Here is a 19,573-nt window from a genome sequence, read left to right as displayed (position 1 = left end):
CGAAAAAGCCGCGCTGGGCGCGGCTCTTTCAGGAGCAGGGGACGCTTACGCGGCCGGCTTGCTCGAACGACGTGCGGCAGCGGCGGTGGCAGCCTTCGTTGCGACGGCAGCAGCGGCGTTGAAGTTCGTTTCAGCGATTTCGACCGCTTGCTTCGTGGCCTTCTGAACCGTTTCGTACGTGGTGTTCGCAGCGTTCAGTGCCGACTTCAGTGCGGCGACAGCCGTTTCCGAACCGGCCGGGGCGTTCTTCGCGACGTTGTCGACGAGCGCCTGGACCTTCTTGTTCTGCTCTTCGAATTGCGCTTCGGCAACCTTCGCGAACTCGGCTTGCGTCGACGATGCGATTTCGTACAGGTGACGGCCGTACGACAGCACCTTTTCCGCGACCGGCTGCGACAGGCTCGCCTGCAGCGCGATCAGTTCCTGCGCGTCCTTCACCGACAGCAGACGCTGCGCGTTTTCCTGGCCCTCGGCCAGCGTCGACTTCACGACCTGCAGGTTGAGTTCGATCAGCTTTTCGACGCCTTCGAACGCCTTGGTCGTCAGACCGAACAGGCTTTCGAGGTTGGCTTTCTGGGCGGCGGCGATTTGCTCGGGGGTCAGCAAGGACATGTCAAGCTCCTGAAAAGCGATCGCGTCGATCGCAGGGTAAAGGGCACTACGCTGGGGAACTTCGGCGATGCGTGCTTTGTGCAACGCAGCAATGAGGCCTATTTTAGGGCAGAGAAAACGGATGTCAAGTATTTTTTGTGCGTTGCACAATCGCGACAAATTATCGATAAAACAACGAGTTATCGTAGCGGTTCGGAATCGGTTTCAGGCTTGTTCCCAGATGGTGCGCACGACGGCGGGGCAAGCGCGCTGCACCATGATCACGCACAGGTAAACCTGACAGGCCCATGGAACGTTATCCTTCTGTTCCTGTCGAAAAGCGCGCCGTTTCGATGCGCGTGCCGTGGCGACGTGCCGCCGCCACGGTCGAGGCCGGCGCCTTTGGCACGCCGAGCGCCGGATACGTACTTTCCCCGCTTTAAATTGCCTCCGAAGTGACGTTATCTCAATTAACCGTGTGGTAATCGGGAGACGGGCGCTGTCGGGCAGTGCATCCCATGGATTTTTTCGATGGGAGCGGAAGGGTCGATTGGCCGGAGGTTGGCCGACCCTTACATTCCGGTTTAACGACGATCGGTAAGTGCCTAATATTGCTCTTTTTTTCAGCTTTAACTACACTTGCGGAAACCTCCCGCCCGCTTTGTCCAGACCCCAATGAAAGCCGAATCGTTTTCACCGCGCAGATTGTTGCAGAGCATGACGCTCGGCACGGCTGTGTCGGTCGCAGTCGCGTTGCTGGCGACCACCGCGTCCGTCACGCCTGCCGATGCCTTCGCCGCCACTGCGAAGACCCAAGCCGCCAAGAAAAAAGCCGTCGCTCCTGCTTCGTCAGCGAAGAAGAAGTCGGCCAAGGCGACCCCCGATAAATCCGCCAAGGTCGCCGCGGCCGATGCGCCGCGCGCGAAAGCGTCGCGAAAGCGCGTGACGCTCGCGGCGAACAACGTGCACGGCGGCCATCGCGGCGCGGTGCGCAAGGTCGCGTTCCAGCCGCGCCGTCCGACGGTCGGCCAGGCGTTCGGCCTGCACGACACGCCCGACGCGCTCGCGCTGCGCTCCAGCGTCGCGTACGTCGTCGACCAGAATTCCGGCGAGCCGCTGTTCGACAAGAATTCGCACGCGGTCGTGCCGATCGCGTCGATCTCGAAGCTGATGACGGCGATGGTCGTGCTCGACTCGAAGTCGCCGATGACCGACCAGCTCGAAGTCACCGACGAAGACCGCGACTACGAGAAGGGCACGGGCTCGCGCCTGTCGGTCGGCTCGGTGCTGTCGCGCGAGGACATGCTGCACATCGCGCTGATGGCGTCGGAAAACCGCGCGGCCGCCGCGCTGTCGCGTTATTACCCGGGCGGCCGTCCGGCGTTCATCGCGGCGATGAACGCGAAGGCGAAGTCGCTCGGCATGACCGATACGCACTTCGAGAATTCGACCGGCCTGTCGAGCTCGAACGTGTCGAGCGCGCGCGATCTCGTGAAGATGGTCAATGCGGCGTACCAGTATCCGATGATCCGCCAGTTCTCGACCGATCGCACCTATGAGGTGTACACGGGCAAGCGCAACCTGGTCTACAACAGCACCAACGCGCTGATCCGCGGCAACGGCTCGTGGGACATCGGCCTGCAGAAGACGGGCTTCATCAACGAAGCGGGCGAATGCCTGGTGATGCAGGCGACGATCCACGGCCGGCCGATGGTGATGGTGCTGCTCGATTCGTTCGGCAAGTACTCGCGCTTCGCCGACGCGTCGCGCCTGCGCAACTGGCTCGATGCCGGCGGCGGCGAACGCCTGACGGCGGCTAACACGCCGAGCGGCGGCACCTGATCGTGTGCGGCGGTTCGCCGCCGTATCGATCGCCGCAACGAAAAAGCCCCGCAATCGCGGGGCTTTTTTCGTCCGGCGACACACCGGAGCGGGAACCGGGCCGACGGCGCGGCTTACGCCTGCCGTTGCAACCCGTCCACGTCCTTCTCGGGCGCCGGCCGGTAGCCGAGCGATTCCGAGATGGTGAGCGCCGTGCGGCTCAACTGGCCGAGCCACGCGTCCTGCAGGCGGTCGGCCGGCGCCGACAGCGACAGGCCCGCGACGAGCTTGCCCGAATCGTCGTAGATGCCGGCCGCGATACAGCGCACGCCGAGCTCGAGCTCCTCGTTGTCGCGCGCGCACGATTGCTGGCGGACGATCGTCAGCTCGCGCTCGAGCTTCGCGATGTCGGTGATGCTGTTCTGCGTATGGCCGGACAGCCCCGTGCGCGTCGCATAGGCACGCACGCGCGACGTTTCGTCGGCCGCGAGGAACAGCTTGCCGACCGACGTGAGGTGCAGCGGCGCGCGGCCGCCGATCGCGCGGACGACCTGCATGCCCGAGCGCTCGGAGTACGCGCGCTCGATATAGACGATCTCGTCGCCCTGGCGCACCGACAGGTTCACGGTCTGCCCGGTGAGGCGGTGCAACTCGCGCATCGGCATCAGCGCCGCATCGCGCACCGACAGGCGCGCCTTCACGAGATTGCCGAGCTCGAGCAGCCGCATGCCGAGGCGGTAGGTGCCGGGATCGGAGCGGTCGACCAGGCGGCAGGTCACCATGTCGTTGAGGATGCGGTGCGCGGTCGACGGGTGCAGCTCCGTGCGCTGCGCAAGTTCCTTCAGGCTGACCGGGTCACTGTGCGCGGCGAGCGCGTCCAGCAACCGCATCATGCGTTCGATCACCTGGATCGACGTTTTTGAATCCGGGGTGGGTTGGCTCATGTCGGGGGAGGAATCGGTTGACGCGTCAAGCGGTGTTGCAACGATTGTATCTCGTATTGTGAAAAAAGCGAACGCCGTTCGAGGAAGTCCTCGTTTCGCGCAGTGCGGGCTTGCGCGCGGGCCGGCGTTGGTCTTGCTGGCCAAACGTCGGATAATGAGAGCCGTTTTCTCGAAGGAGCACGTATGCGAGTCGGTTTGTTCGTCACCTGCCTGGTCGACCTGATGCGCCCCGAAATCGGCTTTTCGGCGCTCAAGCTGATTCGCGACGCCGGCTACGAGGTGATCGTGCCGCCCGCGCAGACCTGCTGCGGCCAGCCGGCCTACAACTCGGGCGACCGTGCGCTCGCGCGCGATCTCGCGGAAAAGACGCTGCGCGAGTTCGAGCAGTTCGATTACGTCGTCGCGCCGTCGGGTTCGTGCGGCGGGATGATCCGCGCGCACTACGGCGACCTGTTCCGCGACGACCCCGAACTGATGGGGCGCTACACGCGATTCCAGCAGAAAGTCCACGAACTGACCGATTTCCTCGCGAACGTCGCGAAGGTGTCGCTCGCGCCGGGCGAATTCGCCGGGCCGGTCACCTATCACGATTCATGCTCGGGCCTGCGCGAGCTCGGCGTGAAGGCGCAGCCGCGCGCGCTGCTCGCGCAGCGCGGCGTCGCGGTGACCGAGATGAAGGATTGCGAGCACTGTTGCGGCTTCGGCGGCACGTTCGCGGTCAAGTACGGCGACATCTCGGCGGCCATCGCGGACGAGAAATGCGCGAACGTGCGCGCGTCGGGCGCGGGCACCGTCGTGCTCGGCGATCTCGGCTGCATGCTGAACATCGAAGGGCGGTTGCGCCGCACCGGCGACCGCGACACGCGCGTGCTGCACGTCGCGCAGGTGCTGGCGGGCGACGTCTGACGCCCGGTTCCGCTCACTTTTCCCCGATACCGCGATGCAAGTCCAATCGATGCATTTCAAGGCGCGCGCCGGCCAGAAGCTGGCCGACCAGCGCCTGCAGCAGAACCTGAAGAAGCTGTCGACGAAGTTCGTGTCCGCCCGCGCCGACGCGATGACCCTGATCGACTTCCCGGCCACGCGCGCCGCGCTCAAGGCGCGCCGCAACCGCGCGCTGGAGCATCTCGACGTGTGGCTCGAGGCATTCGAGCGCGAGGCGACGCGGCGCGGCACGACGGTCCTGTTCGCCGAGACGACCGCGGACGCCGCGCGGCTCGTGGCCGACATCGCGCGCCGGCACGACGTGAAGAAGGTCATCAAGACCAAGTCGATGGTGTCCGAGGAAATGCGCCTGAACGCGGTGCTCGCGGAGATGGGCGTGCAGTCGATCGAGACGGACCTCGGCGAATACATCCTGCAGATCAACGACAACGAGCCGCCGAGCCACATCATTGCGCCCGTCGTGCACAAGGACAAGGACGAGATCGCCGACCTGTTCGCGCGCACGCACCGGCGTGAGCGGCTCACCGAGATTCCGGACATGACGCGCGAGGCGCGCGAGGTGCTGCGCCCGCATTTCATGTCGGCCGACATGGGCGTGACGGGCGGCAATTTCGTGATCGCGGAGACGGGCTCGGTCGCGATCGTGACGAACGAAGGGAACGAGGGCATGTGCACGGTCATGCCGCGCGTGCATGTTGCGGTGACGGGCATCGAGAAGGTGCTGCCGACGCTCGAGGATCTCGCGACCGCGATGCGGCTGCTGCCGCGCTCCGCAACCGGGCAGAAGACGTCGAACTACTTCTCGCTGCTGACCGGGCCGCGCGGGCCGGGCGACGAGGACGGCCCCGAGCACAACTACGTGGTGCTCGTCGACGGCGGCCGCACCGGCCTGATCGGCGGCGAATTCCAGGAGATGCTGCGCTGCATCCGCTGCGGCGCGTGCATGAACCATTGCCCGGTGTACCAGAAGGTCGGCGGTCATGCGTACGGCTGGGTCTATCCGGGGCCGATGGGCTCGGTGCTGACGCCGAGCTACGTCGGGCTCGACCGCACGCTCGACCTGCCGCAGGCCGCGACGCTGTGCGGCGAATGCGACAGCGTCTGTCCGGCCGGGATTCCGTTGTCGCACCTGCTGCGCACGCTGCGCGAGAAGCAGGTCGAGCGCCATCTGCGGCCGTGGCGCGAGCGGGCGGCGCTCGCCGCGTGGGGTTTCTTCGCCCGGCGGCCGATGCTGTATGCGCTGACGACCAAGCTCGCCGTGCGCATCCTCGAACGGCTGGGCGGCAACGGCGGCACGTTGCGGCGCCTGCCGATGATGGGCGGCTGGATGGACACGCGCGACATGCCGACGCCGACCGGGCGCACGTTCCGCGAGCTGTACGCGGCGTCGCAAAGTCACCTCGGCTGACACTGTTCAGCGGGCAGCAACAGTGCGTTCGCTATTTGTATATTTATCTCGATAGATGCGGTCTATAGAATCTCGTCTGTAGTCCCCGGAATTGGGTTTCGGGGTACGAGGTCAAGGAGGTCCGCATCATGAAAAAGACAATATCGATGTACTGGCCGCTGGCAATCGTGGTCCCGCTGGCAGCGGTTGCCTATCTGCATGCGACGGCCGGTGCGCCGTCGCGCGGCCCGCTCGCGGTTCACCAGGCGTCCGCCGAACTGGCGCGCGCGGTGTCGTTCGGGCTGGTCGGCGACGCGGCGACGCCGCTGCCGGCGGCATCCGGCGAGATTGCGCTCGCTGCGCCGAAGGCGCTGTAAGGCATGGCGCCGTCGCTTGGCGCGGCGGCGCGATTCCGGTCGCCTTTGTATAATGGCGTGTTCTTCTCCCACGCGGTCCGCCGCGGCTTTCCGATAGTGCGATGACCCGCGTTGCGATCTGTTTCGTCTGTCTCGGCAACATCTGCCGTTCGCCCACCGCGGAAGGGGTGATGCGCCACCAGGTCGACGCGGCCGCGCTGGCCGACCGGATCGCGATCGATTCGGCCGGCACCGGCGACTGGCACGTGGGCGAGCCGCCCGATACGCGCGCGCAGGCGGCCGCCCGGAGCCGCGGCTACGATCTGTCGGCGCTGCGCGCGCGGCAGGTGAGCGCGGCGGATTTCGAGCGGTTCGATCTGCTGCTCGCGATGGACGAGGCGAATCTCGCCGAACTGCGCCGCCGTTGCCCGCCGCAGCATCGCGACAAGGTGCGTCTGCTGATGGAGTTCGCGCCGGGCGCGACCGAAACCGAAGTGGCCGATCCGTATTTCGGCGGTGCGCAGGGCTTCGAACAGGTGCTCGACCAGGTCGAGCGCGCGTGCGCGGGCCTGCTGGAGACGCTCCGGGCCCGCACGGCGCGCTGATCGCACGGTATTCAGCGGTCTGCGAATACCCTTTCAAAGACATGGATACTTGACTAAAAACGTCAAATATTTATACTTGACCAAAATCGTCAAGATTGCAGTCCCCTAGACACCATGAGACTCACCACCAAAGGCCGTTTCGCCGTCACGGCGATGATTGACTTGGCACTGCGCCAGGAGCAGGGCCCGGTGACGCTTGCAGGCATCAGCCAGCGCCAGCGGATTTCGCTCTCGTATCTCGAACAGCTGTTCGGCAAGCTGCGCAGGCATGAAATCGTCGAATCCGTGCGCGGCCCGGGCGGCGGCTACAACCTCGCGCGTCGCGCGCAGGACGTCACCGTTGCCGACATCATCATCGCGGTCGATGAACCGCTCGACGCCACGCAGTGCGGCGGCAAAGGCACGTGCGACGGCTCGAAGCAGCCCGACGGCCATTGCATGACGCACGAGCTGTGGTCGACGCTGAACCAGAAGATGGTCGAATACCTCGATTCGGTGTCGCTGCAGGATCTCGTCGATCAGCAGCGCGCACGCGAGGGCGCCCCCGCGGTGCTGCGCGATCGTCGCGCGCCCGAGCCCGTCGCCGCACCGGCCGAGCCCGCGCGCACGATGCCGCTCGGCCCCAATTCGGTGTTCAACATCGCGAGTTCGTGAGCGCGAAGGCGCCCGCCATACCCCATAACGCACATAGTCCCTGCACAGAATACCCGGAGCGACAGATGACCCAAGAGACTCTCCACCTGCCCATCTATATGGATTACAGCGCGACGACGCCGGTCGATCCGCGCGTGGTCGACAAGATGGTGCCGTACCTGCGCGAGCAGTTCGGCAACCCGGCGTCGCGCAGCCACGCCTATGGCTGGGACGCGGAGCGTGCGGTCGAGGAAGCACGCGAGCAAGTGGCCGCGCTCGTGAACGCGGATCCGCGCGAGATCATCTGGACGTCCGGCGCCACCGAGTCGGACAACCTCGCGATCAAGGGCGCCGCGAACTTCTACAAGGGCAAGGGCAAGCACATCATCACGGTGAAGACCGAGCACAAGGCCGTGCTCGATACGTGCCGCGAGCTCGAGCGCGACGGTTTCGAAGTCACCTACCTCGACGTGAAGGATGACGGCCTGATCGATCTCGACGTGTTCAAGGCCGCGCTGCGCCCGGACACGATCCTCGTGTCGGTGATGCACGTGAACAACGAGATCGGCGTGATCCAGGACATCGAGACGATCGGCGAGATCTGCCGCGAGAAGGGCATCGTGTTCCACGTCGATGCCGCGCAGTCGACCGGCAAGGTTGCGATCGATCTCGCGAAGCTGAAGGTCGACCTGATGTCGTTCTCGGCCCACAAGACCTACGGCCCGAAGGGCATCGGTGCGCTGTACGTGCGTCGCAAGCCGCGCGTGCGCATCGAGGCGCAGATGCACGGCGGCGGCCACGAACGCGGCATGCGTTCGGGCACGCTGCCGACGCACCAGATCGTCGGCATGGGCGAAGCGTTCCGTATCGCCCGCGAGGAAATGGCGACCGAGAACGAGCGCATCCGCATGCTGCGCGACAAGCTGCTGCGCGGCCTGTCGCAGATCGAGGAAACCTACGTGAACGGCGACATGGATCACCGTGTCCCGCACAACCTGAACATCAGCTTCAACTTCGTCGAAGGCGAGTCGCTGATCATGGCGATCAAGGACGTCGCGGTGTCGTCGGGCTCCGCGTGCACGTCGGCGTCGCTGGAGCCGTCGTACGTGCTGCGGGCGCTCGGCCGCAACGACGAACTCGCGCACAGCTCGATCCGCTTCACGGTCGGCCGCTTCACGACGGAGCAGGAAGTCGACTTCGTGATCGATCTGCTGAACAGCAAGATCGCGAAGCTGCGCGAACTGTCGCCGCTCTGGGAAATGCACCAGGAAGGCATCGATCTGTCGACGATCGAATGGGCCGCACACTGATACCGCATTGAATGCAACCGCGGGCGGATTGACGCACGCAGACGTAACGAGTCAAGGAGTCTGAGTCATGTCTTACAGCAACAAGGTTCTGGATCACTACGAAAACCCGCGCAACGTCGGTTCGTTCGCGAAGGACGACGACACGGTCGGCACGGGCATGGTCGGCGCGCCGGCTTGCGGCGACGTGATGAAGCTGCAGATCCGCGTCGGCGCGGACGGCGTGATCGAAGACGCGAAGTTCAAGACTTACGGTTGCGGTTCGGCGATCGCATCGAGCTCGCTCGTCACCGAATGGGTGAAGGGCAAGACGCTCGACGAGGCACTGTCGATCAAGAACACGCAGATCGCCGAGGAACTCGCGCTGCCGCCGGTGAAGATTCACTGCTCGATCCTCGCGGAAGACGCGATCAAGGCAGCCGTGGCCGACTACAAGAAGCGCCACGACACCAAGGAAGGCGATCAGGCAGCAGCCTGAGCGGCACCGAGCGGCTAGGGAAGGAAACGCGGTGCCTCCGGGTGGGGCGCCGCGGCAAGGACATCATGGCAATTACACTGACCGAAAAAGCAGCACAGCACGTGCAGAAATACCTCGTCCGTCGCGGTAAGGGTATGGGCCTGCGGCTTGGCGTTCGCACGACCGGGTGCTCGGGACTCGCGTACAAGCTCGAGTATGTCGACGAGCTGGCGCCCGAGGATCAGGTGTTCGAGAGCCATGGCGTGAAGGTCATCGTTGACCCGAAGAGCCTCGCCTATATTGACGGCACCGAGCTCGACTTCGCCCGCGAAGGCCTGAACGAAGGGTTCAAGTTCAACAACCCGAACGTGAAGGACGAGTGCGGGTGCGGGGAATCGTTCCGCGTGTGACGCGGCGCGCTCCGCGCGATGCGGGCAAGAGGCGGCACGGGCCGCCTTTTTAATGTGCGGCGTTTGCCGCGCGACGAACCGGAATTGAACGCGACGATGGTTTCGCTGAAAGACAGCCATTTCGACCTGTTTCACCTGCCGGCGCAATTCGCGCTCGACGAGACGGCGCTCGACGCCGCCTACCGGACGGTGCAGACGCAGGTGCATCCGGACCGCTTCGCGGCGGCCGGCGACGCGCAAAAGCGTATCGCGATGCAATGGGCCACCCGCGCGAACGAGGCGTACCGCACGCTGCGCGATCCGCTGAAGCGCGCGTCCTATCTGCTGTCGCTGCGCGGCGTCGACATCGGCGCGGAAAACAACACGGCGATGGAGCCTGCGTTCCTGATGCAGCAGATGGAGTGGCGCGAGGGCATCGAGGATGCCGCGGCCGCCCGCAACGTCGACGCGCTCGATGCGTTGCTCGCCGAGTTGCGCGACGAGAAGCGCGTGCGCGTCGAGCGCCTCGGCACGCTGCTCGACAGCGGCGCCGACCAGGCCGCCGCGGAAGCCGTGCGTCAGCTGATGTTCATCGAACGGGTCGCGTCGGAAGTGGGCGCACAGATCGAGCGCCTCGAAACTTAACCGCGTGCCTTGCGGCACGCGCAGCAAACGGGCCGAGCGCCCGAACGAACCAAGATGGCTTTACTGCAAATTTCCGAACCGGGCATGGCGCCGGCGCCGCACCAGCGGCGACTCGCCGTCGGGATCGATCTCGGCACGACGAACTCGCTCGTCGCCGCCGTGCGCAACAGCGTGCCTGAAGTACTGCCGGACGAAGCGGGCCGCGTGCTGCTGCCGTCCGTGGTCCGTTATCTCGAGAAGGGCGGCCGCCGCATCGGCCACGAAGCGAAGGAGCAAGCCGCGACCGATCCGCGCAACACGATCGTGTCGGTCAAGCGCTTCATGGGCCGCGGCAAGGCCGAGGTCGAAGGCGCGGCGAACGCGCCGTACGAATTCGTCGATGCGCCGGGCATGGTGCAGATCCGCACGATCGACGGCGTGAAGAGCCCGGTGGAGGTGTCGGCCGAGATTCTCGCGACGCTGCGTTATCGCGCGGAAGACACGCTCGGCGACGAGCTGGTCGGTGCGGTGATCACGGTGCCCGCGTATTTCGACGATGCGCAGCGCCAGGCGACCAAGGATGCCGCGCGTCTCGCGGGCCTCAACGTGCTGCGCCTGCTGAACGAACCGACTGCCGCGGCGATCGCCTACGGTCTCGACAACGCGGCCGAAGGTCTTTACGCGGTATACGATCTCGGCGGCGGCACGTTCGACCTGTCGATCCTGAAGCTGACGAAGGGCGTGTTCGAGGTGCTGGCCGCGGGCGGCGATTCCGCGCTCGGCGGCGACGATTTCGACCACGCGCTGTTCGACCATGTGCTCGCGCAGGCCGGTATCGACGCGAAGACGCTCGCGCCCGAAGACGTGCGCCTGCTGCTCGATCGCGTGCGCGTGCTGAAGGAAGCGCTGTCGTCGGCGCCCGAAGCGGCGCTCGACGTGACGCTGTCGAGCGGCGCGCACCTGGCGCCGACGATTTCGCACGACACGTTCGCATCGCTCGTCGAGCCGCTCGTGCAGCGCACGCTCACGCCGACCCGCAAGGCGCTGCGCGATGCGCAGGTCACGCCGGCCGACATCAAGGGCGTCGTGCTCGTCGGCGGCGCGACGCGCATGCCGGTGATCCGCGACGCGGTCGCGAAGTATTTCGGTCAGCCGCCGCTCGTGAACCTCGATCCGGACCAGGTCGTCGCGCTCGGCGCGGCGATCCAGGCCGATCTGCTCGCGGGCAATCGCGGCACCGGCGACGACTGGTTGCTGCTCGACGTGATTCCGCTGTCGCTCGGGGTCGAGACGATGGGCGGCCTCGTCGAGAAGATCATTCCGCGCAACTCGACGATTCCGATCGCGCGTGCGCAGGAATTCACGACCTTCAAGGACGGCCAGACCGCGATGGCGATCCACGTCGTGCAGGGCGAGCGCGAGCTCGTGGCCGACTGCCGGTCGCTCGCGCGCTTCGAGCTGCGCGGCATTCCGCCGATGACGGCGGGCGCCGCGCGCATTCGCGTGACCTATCAGGTCGACGCGGACGGCCTGTTGTCGGTATTTGCACGCGAGCAGCAGTCGGGCGTCGAGGCATCGGTCGTCGTGAAGCCGTCGTACGGCCTCGCCGATGACGACATCGCCAAGATGCTGGAAGACAGCTTCAAGACCGCCGAAATCGACATGCGCGCCCGCGCGCTGCGCGAAGCGCAGGTCGAAGCCCAGCGGATGCTCGAGGCGACGCAGGCCGCGCTGGCGGCCGACGGCGAACTGCTCGATGCCGACGAGCGCGCGCAGGTCGACGCGCTGGCCGATGCCTTGCGCGCGGTCGCGCAGGGCGACGATACGAATGCGATCGAAGCGGCGACCAAGGCGCTGGCCGACGGCACCGACGAATTCGCGGCGCGCCGGATGGACAAGAGCATCAAGCGCGCGCTGTCGGGCCGCCGGCTCGACGAGATCTGAATCCACGAACCGCGCATCGGCCGGCAACGGCCTGCGCGATGATGAACCGTGCGGCGCGTCGCGCCGCACCCTGACTGACGGAACGGACATGCCTCAACTGGTGGTGCTGCCTCACGTCGAACTGTGCCCGGATGGCGCAGTGATCGACGCGACGCCCGGCAAGAGTATCTGCGACAACCTGCTCGATCACGGGATCGAGATCGAGCATGCATGCGAGAAGTCGTGCGCATGCACGACGTGCCACGTGGTGATCCGCGAGGGCTTCAACGATCTGACGCCGTCCGAGGAGGACGAGGACGATCTGCTGGACAAGGCGTGGGGCCTCGAGCCGACGTCGCGCCTGTCGTGCCAGGCGATCGTGAAGGAAGATTCGGACCTGGTGGTCGAGATCCCGAAGTACTCGATCAACCACGCGAAGGAAAACCACTGACCGAAACCGGAGGCAGGCGATGAAATGGACCGATTCGCGTGAAATAGCCATTGCGCTGGCGGACAAGCACCCCGACATCGACCCGCAGCGGATCAACTTCGTCGACCTGCGCCAGTGGGTGCTCGAGCTCGACGGCTTCGACGACGATCCGACGCACTCGGGCGAGAAGATCCTCGAGGCGATCCAGGCACACTGGATCGACGAATCGGATTTCGACGACGAGGACTGACCGACCGGCCAGCGCGTGCGCGGCAACGGTTACGCCGCGCCCATGAAAAACGGCTCGTGAGCGTTTGCTCACGAGCCGTTTGCGTTTTCGGCGAGCCCGCACACGACAAGCGGGCAGGGGCGCCGGCACTACATGATCCGCTTCAAGCGCCGACCAGCGTGCCGTTCTCGATCCGCACGCGCTGACCCTGGCCGAACGGCGGCGGGTTGCGGTACGTGAACGTGCGGGTCGCGCCGCTTTCCATCTGCACTTGCACCTGATAGTCGGTTTCCGCGCGAACCTGCTTCTCGACCTGGTTGCCGGCGAGTCCACCGCCCAGCGCGCCGATGATCGTCATCGCGGTGCGGCCGTTGCCGTGGCCGAACTGGTTGCCGAGCAGGCCGCCGGCCGCCGCGCCGCCCACGGCGCCGATCCCCGAGCTCTGGCCCGGCGTGCGCGTTTGCGTGATCGACACGACCGTGCCGCAACTCTGGCAGTAGGTTTGCGCAGGCGCCGACGGCTGCTGCGCGTATTGCGGCGGTTGCGGGGCGGTCGTGTGACGGCGGTGCGGCGCAGCCGGGCGCGGCGCGGGCTTCGGCTCGGCCTGCGCGACGGCGGCCTTCTGCTGCGCGGCGGCTTGCTCCGCGGCCTGCCGCTGCGCTTGCGCGGCCAGCGCGGCGCTGGCGGCCGCGGCCGTATCGACGGCCGGCTGCGACGCGATCAGCGCGGCCTGGGTCTGGCCGTTCTGTTCGTTGCTGCTGGTGGCTTTCGGGAAGACGCCCGTGATCGCTGCCGTCGCCGCGAGGCTGGCGACGATGACGGCGCCCGCCGCGGTGGCGATGAGCGGGTGGAGGCGTTGCTTTTGCGGCGTGGTCTGAGTCTGGTTGTCCATTTTCTTCTCCAAGGTCGATCCGGATCGGCGCGCTGCGCCGGAGCAGGATCCCACGCTCGGGAGCGAGCAGACTTGGCGTTCCTGCGCCTCGTTCTGGTCCCGTGGTCATGCGTGGTGACGCAAAAGGAGTGTCGTCCACCGCCAGACGGCGCGCCGTATCAAGGTGTAACGAATTGCAGCGGGGCATTGGCGGCCGTTTCCGGGAAAACCCGGAGAAGCGCGTCGCGACGAGGGAATAAAACGGGGAAGGATCGAGGGCCGACAGACGCCGGCTGGCGGGATTTACGCGTCGTTACAAAGCCGACGCGTGCGCGCCACGGGGCGCGGCGCACACGCGGTCGCGGCCATCAGTCTTCGCGGCGCAGATGCGGGAACAGCAGCACGTCGCGGATCGTCGGGCTGTCGGTCAGCAGCATCACGAGACGGTCGATGCCGATCCCGCAGCCGCCGGTCGGGGGCATCCCGTATTCGAGCGCGCGGATGTAGTCGGCGTCGAAGAACATCGCTTCCTCGTCGCCCGCATCCTTCTGCTCGACCTGCTTCTTGAAGCGCGCGGCCTGGTCTTCCGGATCGTTCAGCTCCGAGAAGCCGTTCGCGATCTCGCGGCCGGTCATGAACAGCTCGAAACGCTCGGTGATGCCCGGCACCGTATCCGATGCGCGTGCGAGCGGCGACACCTCGACCGGGTAGTCGATGATGAACGTCGGTTCCCACAGCTGCGCTTCGGCCGTTTCCTCGAACAGCGCGAGTTGCAGCGCGCCGATGCCGGCGTTCAGGAACGCCGGCTGCGACACGTCGACGCCGAAGCGCTTCAGCTCGGTGCGCAGGAACGCGTCGTCCGACAGCTGGCCGTCGGTGTAGTCCGGTGCGTACTTCTGGATCGCCTGCGTGATCGTCAGGCGATGGAACGGCTTCGCGAGGTCGAGCTCGCGGCCCTGGTACTGGATCGTCGCGGTGCCGAGCGCATCGATCGCCGCCTGGCGGATCAGTTGCTCGGTGAAGTCCATCAGCCAGCGGTAGTCGGTGTACGCGGCGTAGAACTCCATCATCGTGAATTCCGGGTTGTGACGCGGCGACACGCCTTCATTCCGGAAATTGCGGTTGATCTCGAACACACGCTCGAAGCCGCCGACGATCAGGCGCTTCAGGTACAGCTCCGGCGCGATACGCAGGAACATCTGCATGTCGAGCGCATTGTGATGCGTGACGAACGGCTTCGCGGCCGCGCCGCCCGGGATCGGGTGCAGCATCGGCGTCTCGACTTCCATGAAGTCGGCGTTGTCCATGAACTTGCGGATCGACGCGATCGTCTTCGTGCGGGCGCGGAACGTGTCGCGCGTTTCCGGCGTGACGATCAGGTCGACGTAGCGCTGGCGATAGCGCATTTCCTGGTCGGACAGGCCGTGGAACTTGTCCGGCAGCGGCCGCAGCGCCTTCGACAGCAGGCGCAGCTCCTTGCACTGGACCGACAGCTCGCCCTTGTTGGTGCGGAACAGCACGCCGCGCGCGGCGACGATGTCGCCGAGGTCCCACTTCTTGAACGCGTCGTAGGTCTCGGCGCCGACGTCGTTCGGCGTCACGAAGAACTGGATCTGGCCCGAGCCGTCCTGCACCGTCGCGAAGCTCGCCTTGCCCATCACGCGCTTGAGCATCATGCGGCCGGCGACCGACACCTCGACCGGGTTCGCTTCGAGCGCGGCCTTGTCCGAATCGGCGAATTTCGCCTGCAGGTCGGCTGCGTGGTGCTCGGGGCGGAAGTCGTTCGGGTAGGCGACGCCTTGCTCGCGCAACGCGCGCAGCTTCTCGCGGCGCTCGGCGATGATCTGGTTTTCGTCCGCCGTGACGGCGGGCTGCGTTTGGGTCGGTTCGGTCATGATGGTCGGAATTCGGAGTGGGGTGCGGCAACGCAAACGGAAAGGGCGGCGCGGGCCGGCCGCGCCGCGGCGCTTACACGCCCTGTTTGAGGCTCGCGCTGATGAAGTCGTCGAGATCGCCGTCGAGCACCGCCCGCGTGTTGCTCATTTCGACGTTCGTGCGCAGGTCCTTCACGCGGCTCTGGTCGAGCACGTACGAGCGGATCTGGTGGCCCCAGCCCACATCGGTCTTGCTCGATTCGAGCTTGTCCTGCTCGGCCTGGCGCTTGCGCATTTCGACTTCGTACAGGCGCGATTTCAGCATCGCCATCGCTTCGGCGCGGTTGCGGTGCTGCGAGCGGTCGTTCTGGCACTGCACGACGATGCCGGTCGGCATGTGCGTGATCCGCACCGCGGAGTCGGTCTTGTTGATGTGCTGGCCACCCGCGCCCGACGCGCGGTACGTGTCGATGCGCAGGTCGGCCGGGTTGATCTCGACTTCGATCGAGTCGTCGATTTCCGGATAGACGAACACCGACGAGAACGACGTGTGGCGACCGCCCGACGAGTCGAACGGCGACTTGCGCACGAGGCGGTGGATGCCCGTTTCGGTGCGCAGGAAGCCGTACGCGTATTCGCCCGTGACCTTGACCGTCGCGTTCTTGATGCCGGCGACGTCGCCGTCGGACTCTTCGAGCACTTCGGCCTTGAAGCCCTTGCGCTCGCAGTAGCGCAGGTACTGGCGCAGCAGCATCGACGCCCAGTCGCATGCCTCGGTGCCGCCGGCGCCGGCCTGGATATCGATGAAGCAGTTGTTCGGATCGGCCGGGTTCGAGAACATCCGGCGGAACTCGATGTCGCCGACGCGTGCTTCGAGCTTCGCGGCGTCTTCTTCCGACGCGAGAAGCGTGTCCTCGTCGCCTTCCTCGCGCGCCAGCTCGAACAGGTCGAGCGCGTCGCGCAGGTCGCTATCGAGCGCGGTGAGCGTCGTGACGACGCCTTCGAGCAGCTTCTTCTCGCGGCCGAGCGCCTGGGCGTTCTTCGAATCGTTCCAGACGTTCGGGTCTTCGAGTTCCTTGTTGACTTCGGTCAGACGCGCAGCTTTGGCGTCGTAGTCAAAGATACCCCCGAAGCTCGCCCGCGCGATTGCGCAGGTCGAGCAGGGAGCTTTCGATCGCGTTGAGACGTTCCGCTTCCATGATCGTTCGCTGTTCCGGCTTCGTAAAAAAGCGGAATTATAGCCGATCGGCGGGGTTGCCCGGTGACGCAAACGGTGCTCGCACGCGTGTCGACGGCCCCGTCCGGCGCGGCGCGCACGCGTGCGGCGGCGCGGTGGCGGACGGTCGGCCCGCTCAGCCGGCCGCGTGTTCGACGATCAGCTGCACGCGCGTGACGCCGTTCCACGTATCGGCGACGAGCCGGTACGCGACCAGCGCGCTCGCCGGCAGCGGCTCGGTGTGGTTGAACCAGATCGCGTTGAAGCGCTGACGGCCGCGCGCCAGCTGCAGCTTCAGGTGCTTTTCCTTCACGAGCGACTGCGACACGACGTCGAATTCGCCCGAGAAAAGCGGGGCCGGAAACCCTTGCCCCCACACGGCTTCGTCGAGCAGGCCGACGAACTGCGGCGTGAAGTACGCGTCCTCGAGTTCGCCGTCGGTCTCGATCACGCGGGCGAGCGCGTCGTCGGACAGCCATTCGCGCGCGACGGCCTCGAACGCGGCCGCGAAGCGCGGCACGTTGTCGGTGTCGAGCGTGAGACCGGCCGCCATCGCGTGGCCGCCGAACGCGACGATCAGGTCCGGTTCGCGTTTCGACACGAGGTCGAGCGCGTCGCGCAGGTGGAAGCCGGCGATCGACCGTCCCGACCCCTTGACCCGCCGGCCTTCGTCGTCGGCGTGCGCGAACGTGAACGACGGGCGGTGGAATTTCTCCTTGAGCCGGCCGGCGACGATGCCGATCACGCCCTGGTGCCACGCGGGATTGAACAGCGTGATCGTGCATGCGTCGGCCGGATCGACGTCGGCGAGATCGGCGAGCGCCTGCTGCTGCATGCCGGCCTCGATTTCGCGGCGCTCGCGGTTCATCACGTCGAGCTGTTGCGCGAGATCCCACGCGCGGCCGATGTCGTCGGTGATCAGGCATTCGATGCCGAGCGACATGTCGGATAGCCGCCCGGCGGCGTTCAGGCGCGGGCCGAGGCCGAAGCCGAGGTCGAAGCCCGACGCGGTGCGCGCTTCGCGCCCGGCGGCGCGGAACAGCGCGGCGATGCCCGGCTGCATGCGGCCGTTGCGGATGCGCTGCAGCCCCTGCGCGACCAGCACGCGGTTGTTGCCGTCGAGCCGCACGACGTCGGCGACGGTGCCGAGCGCGACGAGGTCGAGCAGGCCGTCGAGGCGCGGCTCGGCTTCCTTGCTCGCGAACGCGCCGCGGCGGCGCAGCTCGGCGCGCAGCGCGAGCAGCACGTAGAACATTACGCCGACGCCGGCGAGGTGCTTGCTCGGGAACGCGCAGCCGGGCTGATTCGGGTTGACGATCGCGCGCGCGGCGGGCAGCGCGTCGCCGGGCAGGTGGTGGTCGGTCACGAGCACGTCGATGCCGCGCGCGTTCGCGGCTTCGACGCCGGCGACGCTCGCGATCCCGTTGTCGACGGTGATCAGCAGGTCGGGTTGGCGCGCGGCCGCGAGTTCGACGATCTCGGGCGTGAGGCCGTAGCCGTATTCGAAGCGGTTCGGCACCAGGTAGTCGATCTGCGCGCCGAACATCCGCAGGCCGCGCACCGCGACCGCGCAGGCGGTCGCGCCGTCGCAGTCGTAGTCGGCGACGACCAGCAGGCGCCGCTTGTCGGCGATCGCGTCGGCGAGCAGCACCGCCGCATCGGCGCAGCCTTTCAGCTCGGTGGGCGGAACGAGGCGCGCGAGCGCGGTCTCGATGTCGACGGGCGACTGCACGCCGCGCGACGCGTACAGGCGCGCGAGGACGGGGTGCAGACCGTGGCGCGCAAGCGCTTCGGCGTCGGCGGGCGCGACGGGGCGGGTAACGATCCGGGTCATTCGGGGTCTGCTGGTTATTCGAACAGGGAGGCGAGCGCGCGGCGGCGCCAGAACTTGCGCAGGTCGCCGCGCGTCGCGTGCAGCGTCACGGAGCTCGTGTCGCCGCACAGCGTGACATCGACGGCCGCCAGCTCGCCGTTCCGCAGCGCGGCGAGCGCCGGCGCGAACCAGTCGCGCTCGAGCGCGGCGAGCCCGTCGTGCCAGCGCGCCCAGTCCTGCTCGATGAACGGGGTGGTCAGCGCCGGCAGCTCGACGAGCGTCGCGCCATCAGTGGCCGGCAGCGCGCCGAACGTCGCGGGCGGGCGGGCGGCTTCGGTTTGCGCGGCGCGTGCGAGGCCGAGCGCGGCGGGCGACGCGGACAGCACGCGCGCGAACGGCTTGCCGACCGGCTTCAGCGTGCCTTGCGCATGGAACCAGATCGAATTGACGGCCGGCAGCCCACGCGCCTCGCGGGCTTCGTTGACCGGATGCTGGAACCACGCCATCTGCACTTCGTTCTGCAGTTTCATCCACATCCGCGAGCGCTCGCCCGTATGCGCCTCGTGCGGCAGCCAGATCTCGATGTTGCGGCCGCTGGCGCGCAGCGGCGCGGCGCCGGCGAGGCGCGCGAGCTGGTCGCTCGACAGATACCAGCGCGCCGGGTTCGGCGCTTCGAGCCGCACGCCGAGCTCCTCGATCAGCGGCCGCGCGACCGCGAGCAGCGCGGCCGCGTCGCCGTCGTCGAGCGCGAGGGCGGCCGGATCGACGAGCACCAGGTGATCGTGCGCGATTTCGACGTGCACGGGCTCGACGCACGCCCATGCGTGCGTGCCGGGATCGCCACCGTCGGCCAGCAGCATGTAGGGCGCGAGCGGCGCCTCGTCCGCGGCGTTGCCGTGGGTGGCGCCGAACCGGCTCGCCAGCCAGCGCTCGTGCGGCAGCGTGCGCTGGAAGTCCTCGCCGGCCACGCGCTCGACGAGGCTCGCGCGGGCGAGCAACTTCTGAAGCGCGGGGCTGTCCAGCGTGTGCAGGGACGAGGCCGCATCGGCCGCCGACGGCAGCGCGAACGGAACGAGAAAATGGAGGCGTCGGTCGTGCATGATGGTGCGCATTGTATGGCAAACTGCGCGCGTGATCGGGCCGGCTGACGGCCCGATC

General features: G+C 66.8%; 21 protein-coding genes. 14 read left to right on the top strand and 7 right to left on the bottom strand.

Annotated elements, in window-relative coordinates; genetic code table 11:
- Nucleotides 1–45 precede the first annotated feature (45 nt).
- On the bottom strand, nucleotides 46–612 hold the full coding sequence (locus DTA15_RS02745) for a phasin family protein (protein WP_006481973.1): 567 nt from the start codon (nucleotides 610–612) through the stop codon (nucleotides 46–48).
- A gap of 287 nt (nucleotides 613–899) precedes the next feature.
- On the opposite strand from DTA15_RS02745, the gene DTA15_RS38925 reads away from it, so the two are divergent.
- Together DTA15_RS38925 and pbpG are read left to right on the top strand one after the other, a co-directional pair.
- Entirely contained in the window at nucleotides 900–1,034 is a 135-nt protein-coding gene (locus DTA15_RS38925) for a hypothetical protein (RefSeq protein ID WP_006481977.1), read from the top strand.
- A gap of 232 nt (nucleotides 1,035–1,266) precedes the next feature.
- The gene (gene pbpG, locus DTA15_RS02740) at nucleotides 1,267–2,433 is read left to right on the top strand and encodes a D-alanyl-D-alanine endopeptidase (RefSeq protein ID WP_006481981.1); all 1,167 of its coding nucleotides are present in this window, start codon (nucleotides 1,267–1,269) and stop codon (nucleotides 2,431–2,433) included.
- Between the two features lie 113 nt (nucleotides 2,434–2,546).
- Here the strand turns inward: pbpG and DTA15_RS02735 are convergent, their stop codons facing one another.
- Complete coding sequence (locus DTA15_RS02735; protein WP_006478384.1) at nucleotides 2,547–3,356, bottom strand: IclR family transcriptional regulator; 810 nt, start codon at nucleotides 3,354–3,356, stop codon at nucleotides 2,547–2,549.
- A 183-nt stretch (nucleotides 3,357–3,539) separates the two neighbouring features.
- Between DTA15_RS02735 and DTA15_RS02725 the strand changes: the two genes are divergently transcribed.
- The 12 genes from DTA15_RS02725 (at nucleotide 3,540) to iscX (ending at nucleotide 12,662) form a co-directional block, all read left to right on the top strand.
- Nucleotides 3,540–4,262, top strand: a complete 723-nt coding sequence (locus DTA15_RS02725; protein ID WP_006481974.1) for a (Fe-S)-binding protein — start codon at nucleotides 3,540–3,542, stop codon at nucleotides 4,260–4,262.
- Between the two features lie 34 nt (nucleotides 4,263–4,296).
- Nucleotides 4,297–5,709: a lactate utilization protein B gene (locus DTA15_RS02720; protein WP_006481975.1), complete on the top strand. Its 1,413-nt coding sequence runs from the start codon at nucleotides 4,297–4,299 to the stop codon at nucleotides 5,707–5,709.
- Between the two features lie 128 nt (nucleotides 5,710–5,837).
- A complete protein-coding gene (locus DTA15_RS02715) occupies nucleotides 5,838–6,065 on the top strand; it encodes a hypothetical protein (RefSeq protein WP_006481968.1) in 228 nt (75 codons plus the stop codon).
- Nucleotides 6,066–6,166: 101 nt separating this feature from the next.
- Nucleotides 6,167–6,649, top strand: coding sequence for a low molecular weight protein-tyrosine-phosphatase (locus tag DTA15_RS02710; protein WP_006481978.1), 483 nt, complete (start codon nucleotides 6,167–6,169; stop codon nucleotides 6,647–6,649).
- A 114-nt stretch (nucleotides 6,650–6,763) separates the two neighbouring features.
- Entirely contained in the window at nucleotides 6,764–7,303 is a 540-nt protein-coding gene (iscR, locus tag DTA15_RS02705) for a Fe-S cluster assembly transcriptional regulator IscR (protein WP_006481969.1), read from the top strand.
- 65 nt (nucleotides 7,304–7,368) lie between these two features.
- A complete protein-coding gene (locus tag DTA15_RS02700; protein WP_006481979.1) occupies nucleotides 7,369–8,592 on the top strand; it encodes an IscS subfamily cysteine desulfurase in 1,224 nt (407 codons plus the stop codon).
- A 67-nt stretch (nucleotides 8,593–8,659) separates the two neighbouring features.
- Nucleotides 8,660–9,067: a Fe-S cluster assembly scaffold IscU gene (gene iscU, locus DTA15_RS02695; protein ID WP_006481982.1), complete on the top strand. Its 408-nt coding sequence runs from the start codon at nucleotides 8,660–8,662 to the stop codon at nucleotides 9,065–9,067.
- Nucleotides 9,068–9,132: 65 nt separating this feature from the next.
- Nucleotides 9,133–9,456: an iron-sulfur cluster assembly protein IscA gene (iscA, locus tag DTA15_RS02690; protein ID WP_012492710.1), complete on the top strand. Its 324-nt coding sequence runs from the start codon at nucleotides 9,133–9,135 to the stop codon at nucleotides 9,454–9,456.
- A 96-nt stretch (nucleotides 9,457–9,552) separates the two neighbouring features.
- Complete coding sequence (gene hscB / locus DTA15_RS02685) at nucleotides 9,553–10,080, top strand: Fe-S protein assembly co-chaperone HscB (protein WP_006491598.1); 528 nt, start codon at nucleotides 9,553–9,555, stop codon at nucleotides 10,078–10,080.
- A 54-nt stretch (nucleotides 10,081–10,134) separates the two neighbouring features.
- Nucleotides 10,135–12,003: a Fe-S protein assembly chaperone HscA gene (gene hscA, locus DTA15_RS02680; RefSeq protein ID WP_006481972.1), complete on the top strand. Its 1,869-nt coding sequence runs from the start codon at nucleotides 10,135–10,137 to the stop codon at nucleotides 12,001–12,003.
- Nucleotides 12,004–12,091: 88 nt separating this feature from the next.
- Nucleotides 12,092–12,433, top strand: a complete 342-nt coding sequence (fdx, locus tag DTA15_RS02675) for an ISC system 2Fe-2S type ferredoxin (RefSeq protein ID WP_006478392.1) — start codon at nucleotides 12,092–12,094, stop codon at nucleotides 12,431–12,433.
- Between the two features lie 19 nt (nucleotides 12,434–12,452).
- On the top strand, nucleotides 12,453–12,662 hold the full coding sequence (gene iscX / locus DTA15_RS02670) for a Fe-S cluster assembly protein IscX (protein WP_006478393.1): 210 nt from the start codon (nucleotides 12,453–12,455) through the stop codon (nucleotides 12,660–12,662).
- A 142-nt stretch (nucleotides 12,663–12,804) separates the two neighbouring features.
- On the opposite strand, the gene DTA15_RS02665 is transcribed toward iscX, so the two are convergent.
- From DTA15_RS02665 to DTA15_RS02645, 5 genes are all read right to left on the bottom strand, one after another.
- Nucleotides 12,805–13,533: a glycine zipper 2TM domain-containing protein gene (locus tag DTA15_RS02665; protein WP_020979787.1), complete on the bottom strand. Its 729-nt coding sequence runs from the start codon at nucleotides 13,531–13,533 to the stop codon at nucleotides 12,805–12,807.
- 347 nt (nucleotides 13,534–13,880) lie between these two features.
- The gene (gene lysS, locus DTA15_RS02660) at nucleotides 13,881–15,407 is read right to left on the bottom strand and encodes a lysine--tRNA ligase (protein ID WP_006485977.1); all 1,527 of its coding nucleotides are present in this window, start codon (nucleotides 15,405–15,407) and stop codon (nucleotides 13,881–13,883) included.
- A gap of 73 nt (nucleotides 15,408–15,480) precedes the next feature.
- Nucleotides 15,481–16,585 (bottom strand): peptide chain release factor 2 gene (gene prfB, locus DTA15_RS02655; RefSeq protein ID WP_012492708.1). Its coding sequence is split into 2 segments (ribosomal slippage): nucleotides 15,481–16,503 and nucleotides 16,505–16,585, totalling 1,104 coding nucleotides; the frame shifts between segments, so codons are not numbered across the junction.
- Between the two features lie 153 nt (nucleotides 16,586–16,738).
- Complete coding sequence (gene recJ, locus DTA15_RS02650; protein WP_006485976.1) at nucleotides 16,739–18,436, bottom strand: single-stranded-DNA-specific exonuclease RecJ; 1,698 nt, start codon at nucleotides 18,434–18,436, stop codon at nucleotides 16,739–16,741.
- A 14-nt stretch (nucleotides 18,437–18,450) separates the two neighbouring features.
- Nucleotides 18,451–19,527: a hypothetical protein gene (locus DTA15_RS02645; RefSeq protein ID WP_012492707.1), complete on the bottom strand. Its 1,077-nt coding sequence runs from the start codon at nucleotides 19,525–19,527 to the stop codon at nucleotides 18,451–18,453.
- Between the last annotated feature and the right edge of the window lie 46 nt (nucleotides 19,528–19,573).

Source organism: Burkholderia cenocepacia, from assembly GCF_900446215.1.
Taxonomy (GTDB): Bacteria; Pseudomonadota; Gammaproteobacteria; order Burkholderiales; family Burkholderiaceae; genus Burkholderia; species Burkholderia cenocepacia.
This window is presented reverse-complemented; position numbering and strand designations above follow the sequence as displayed.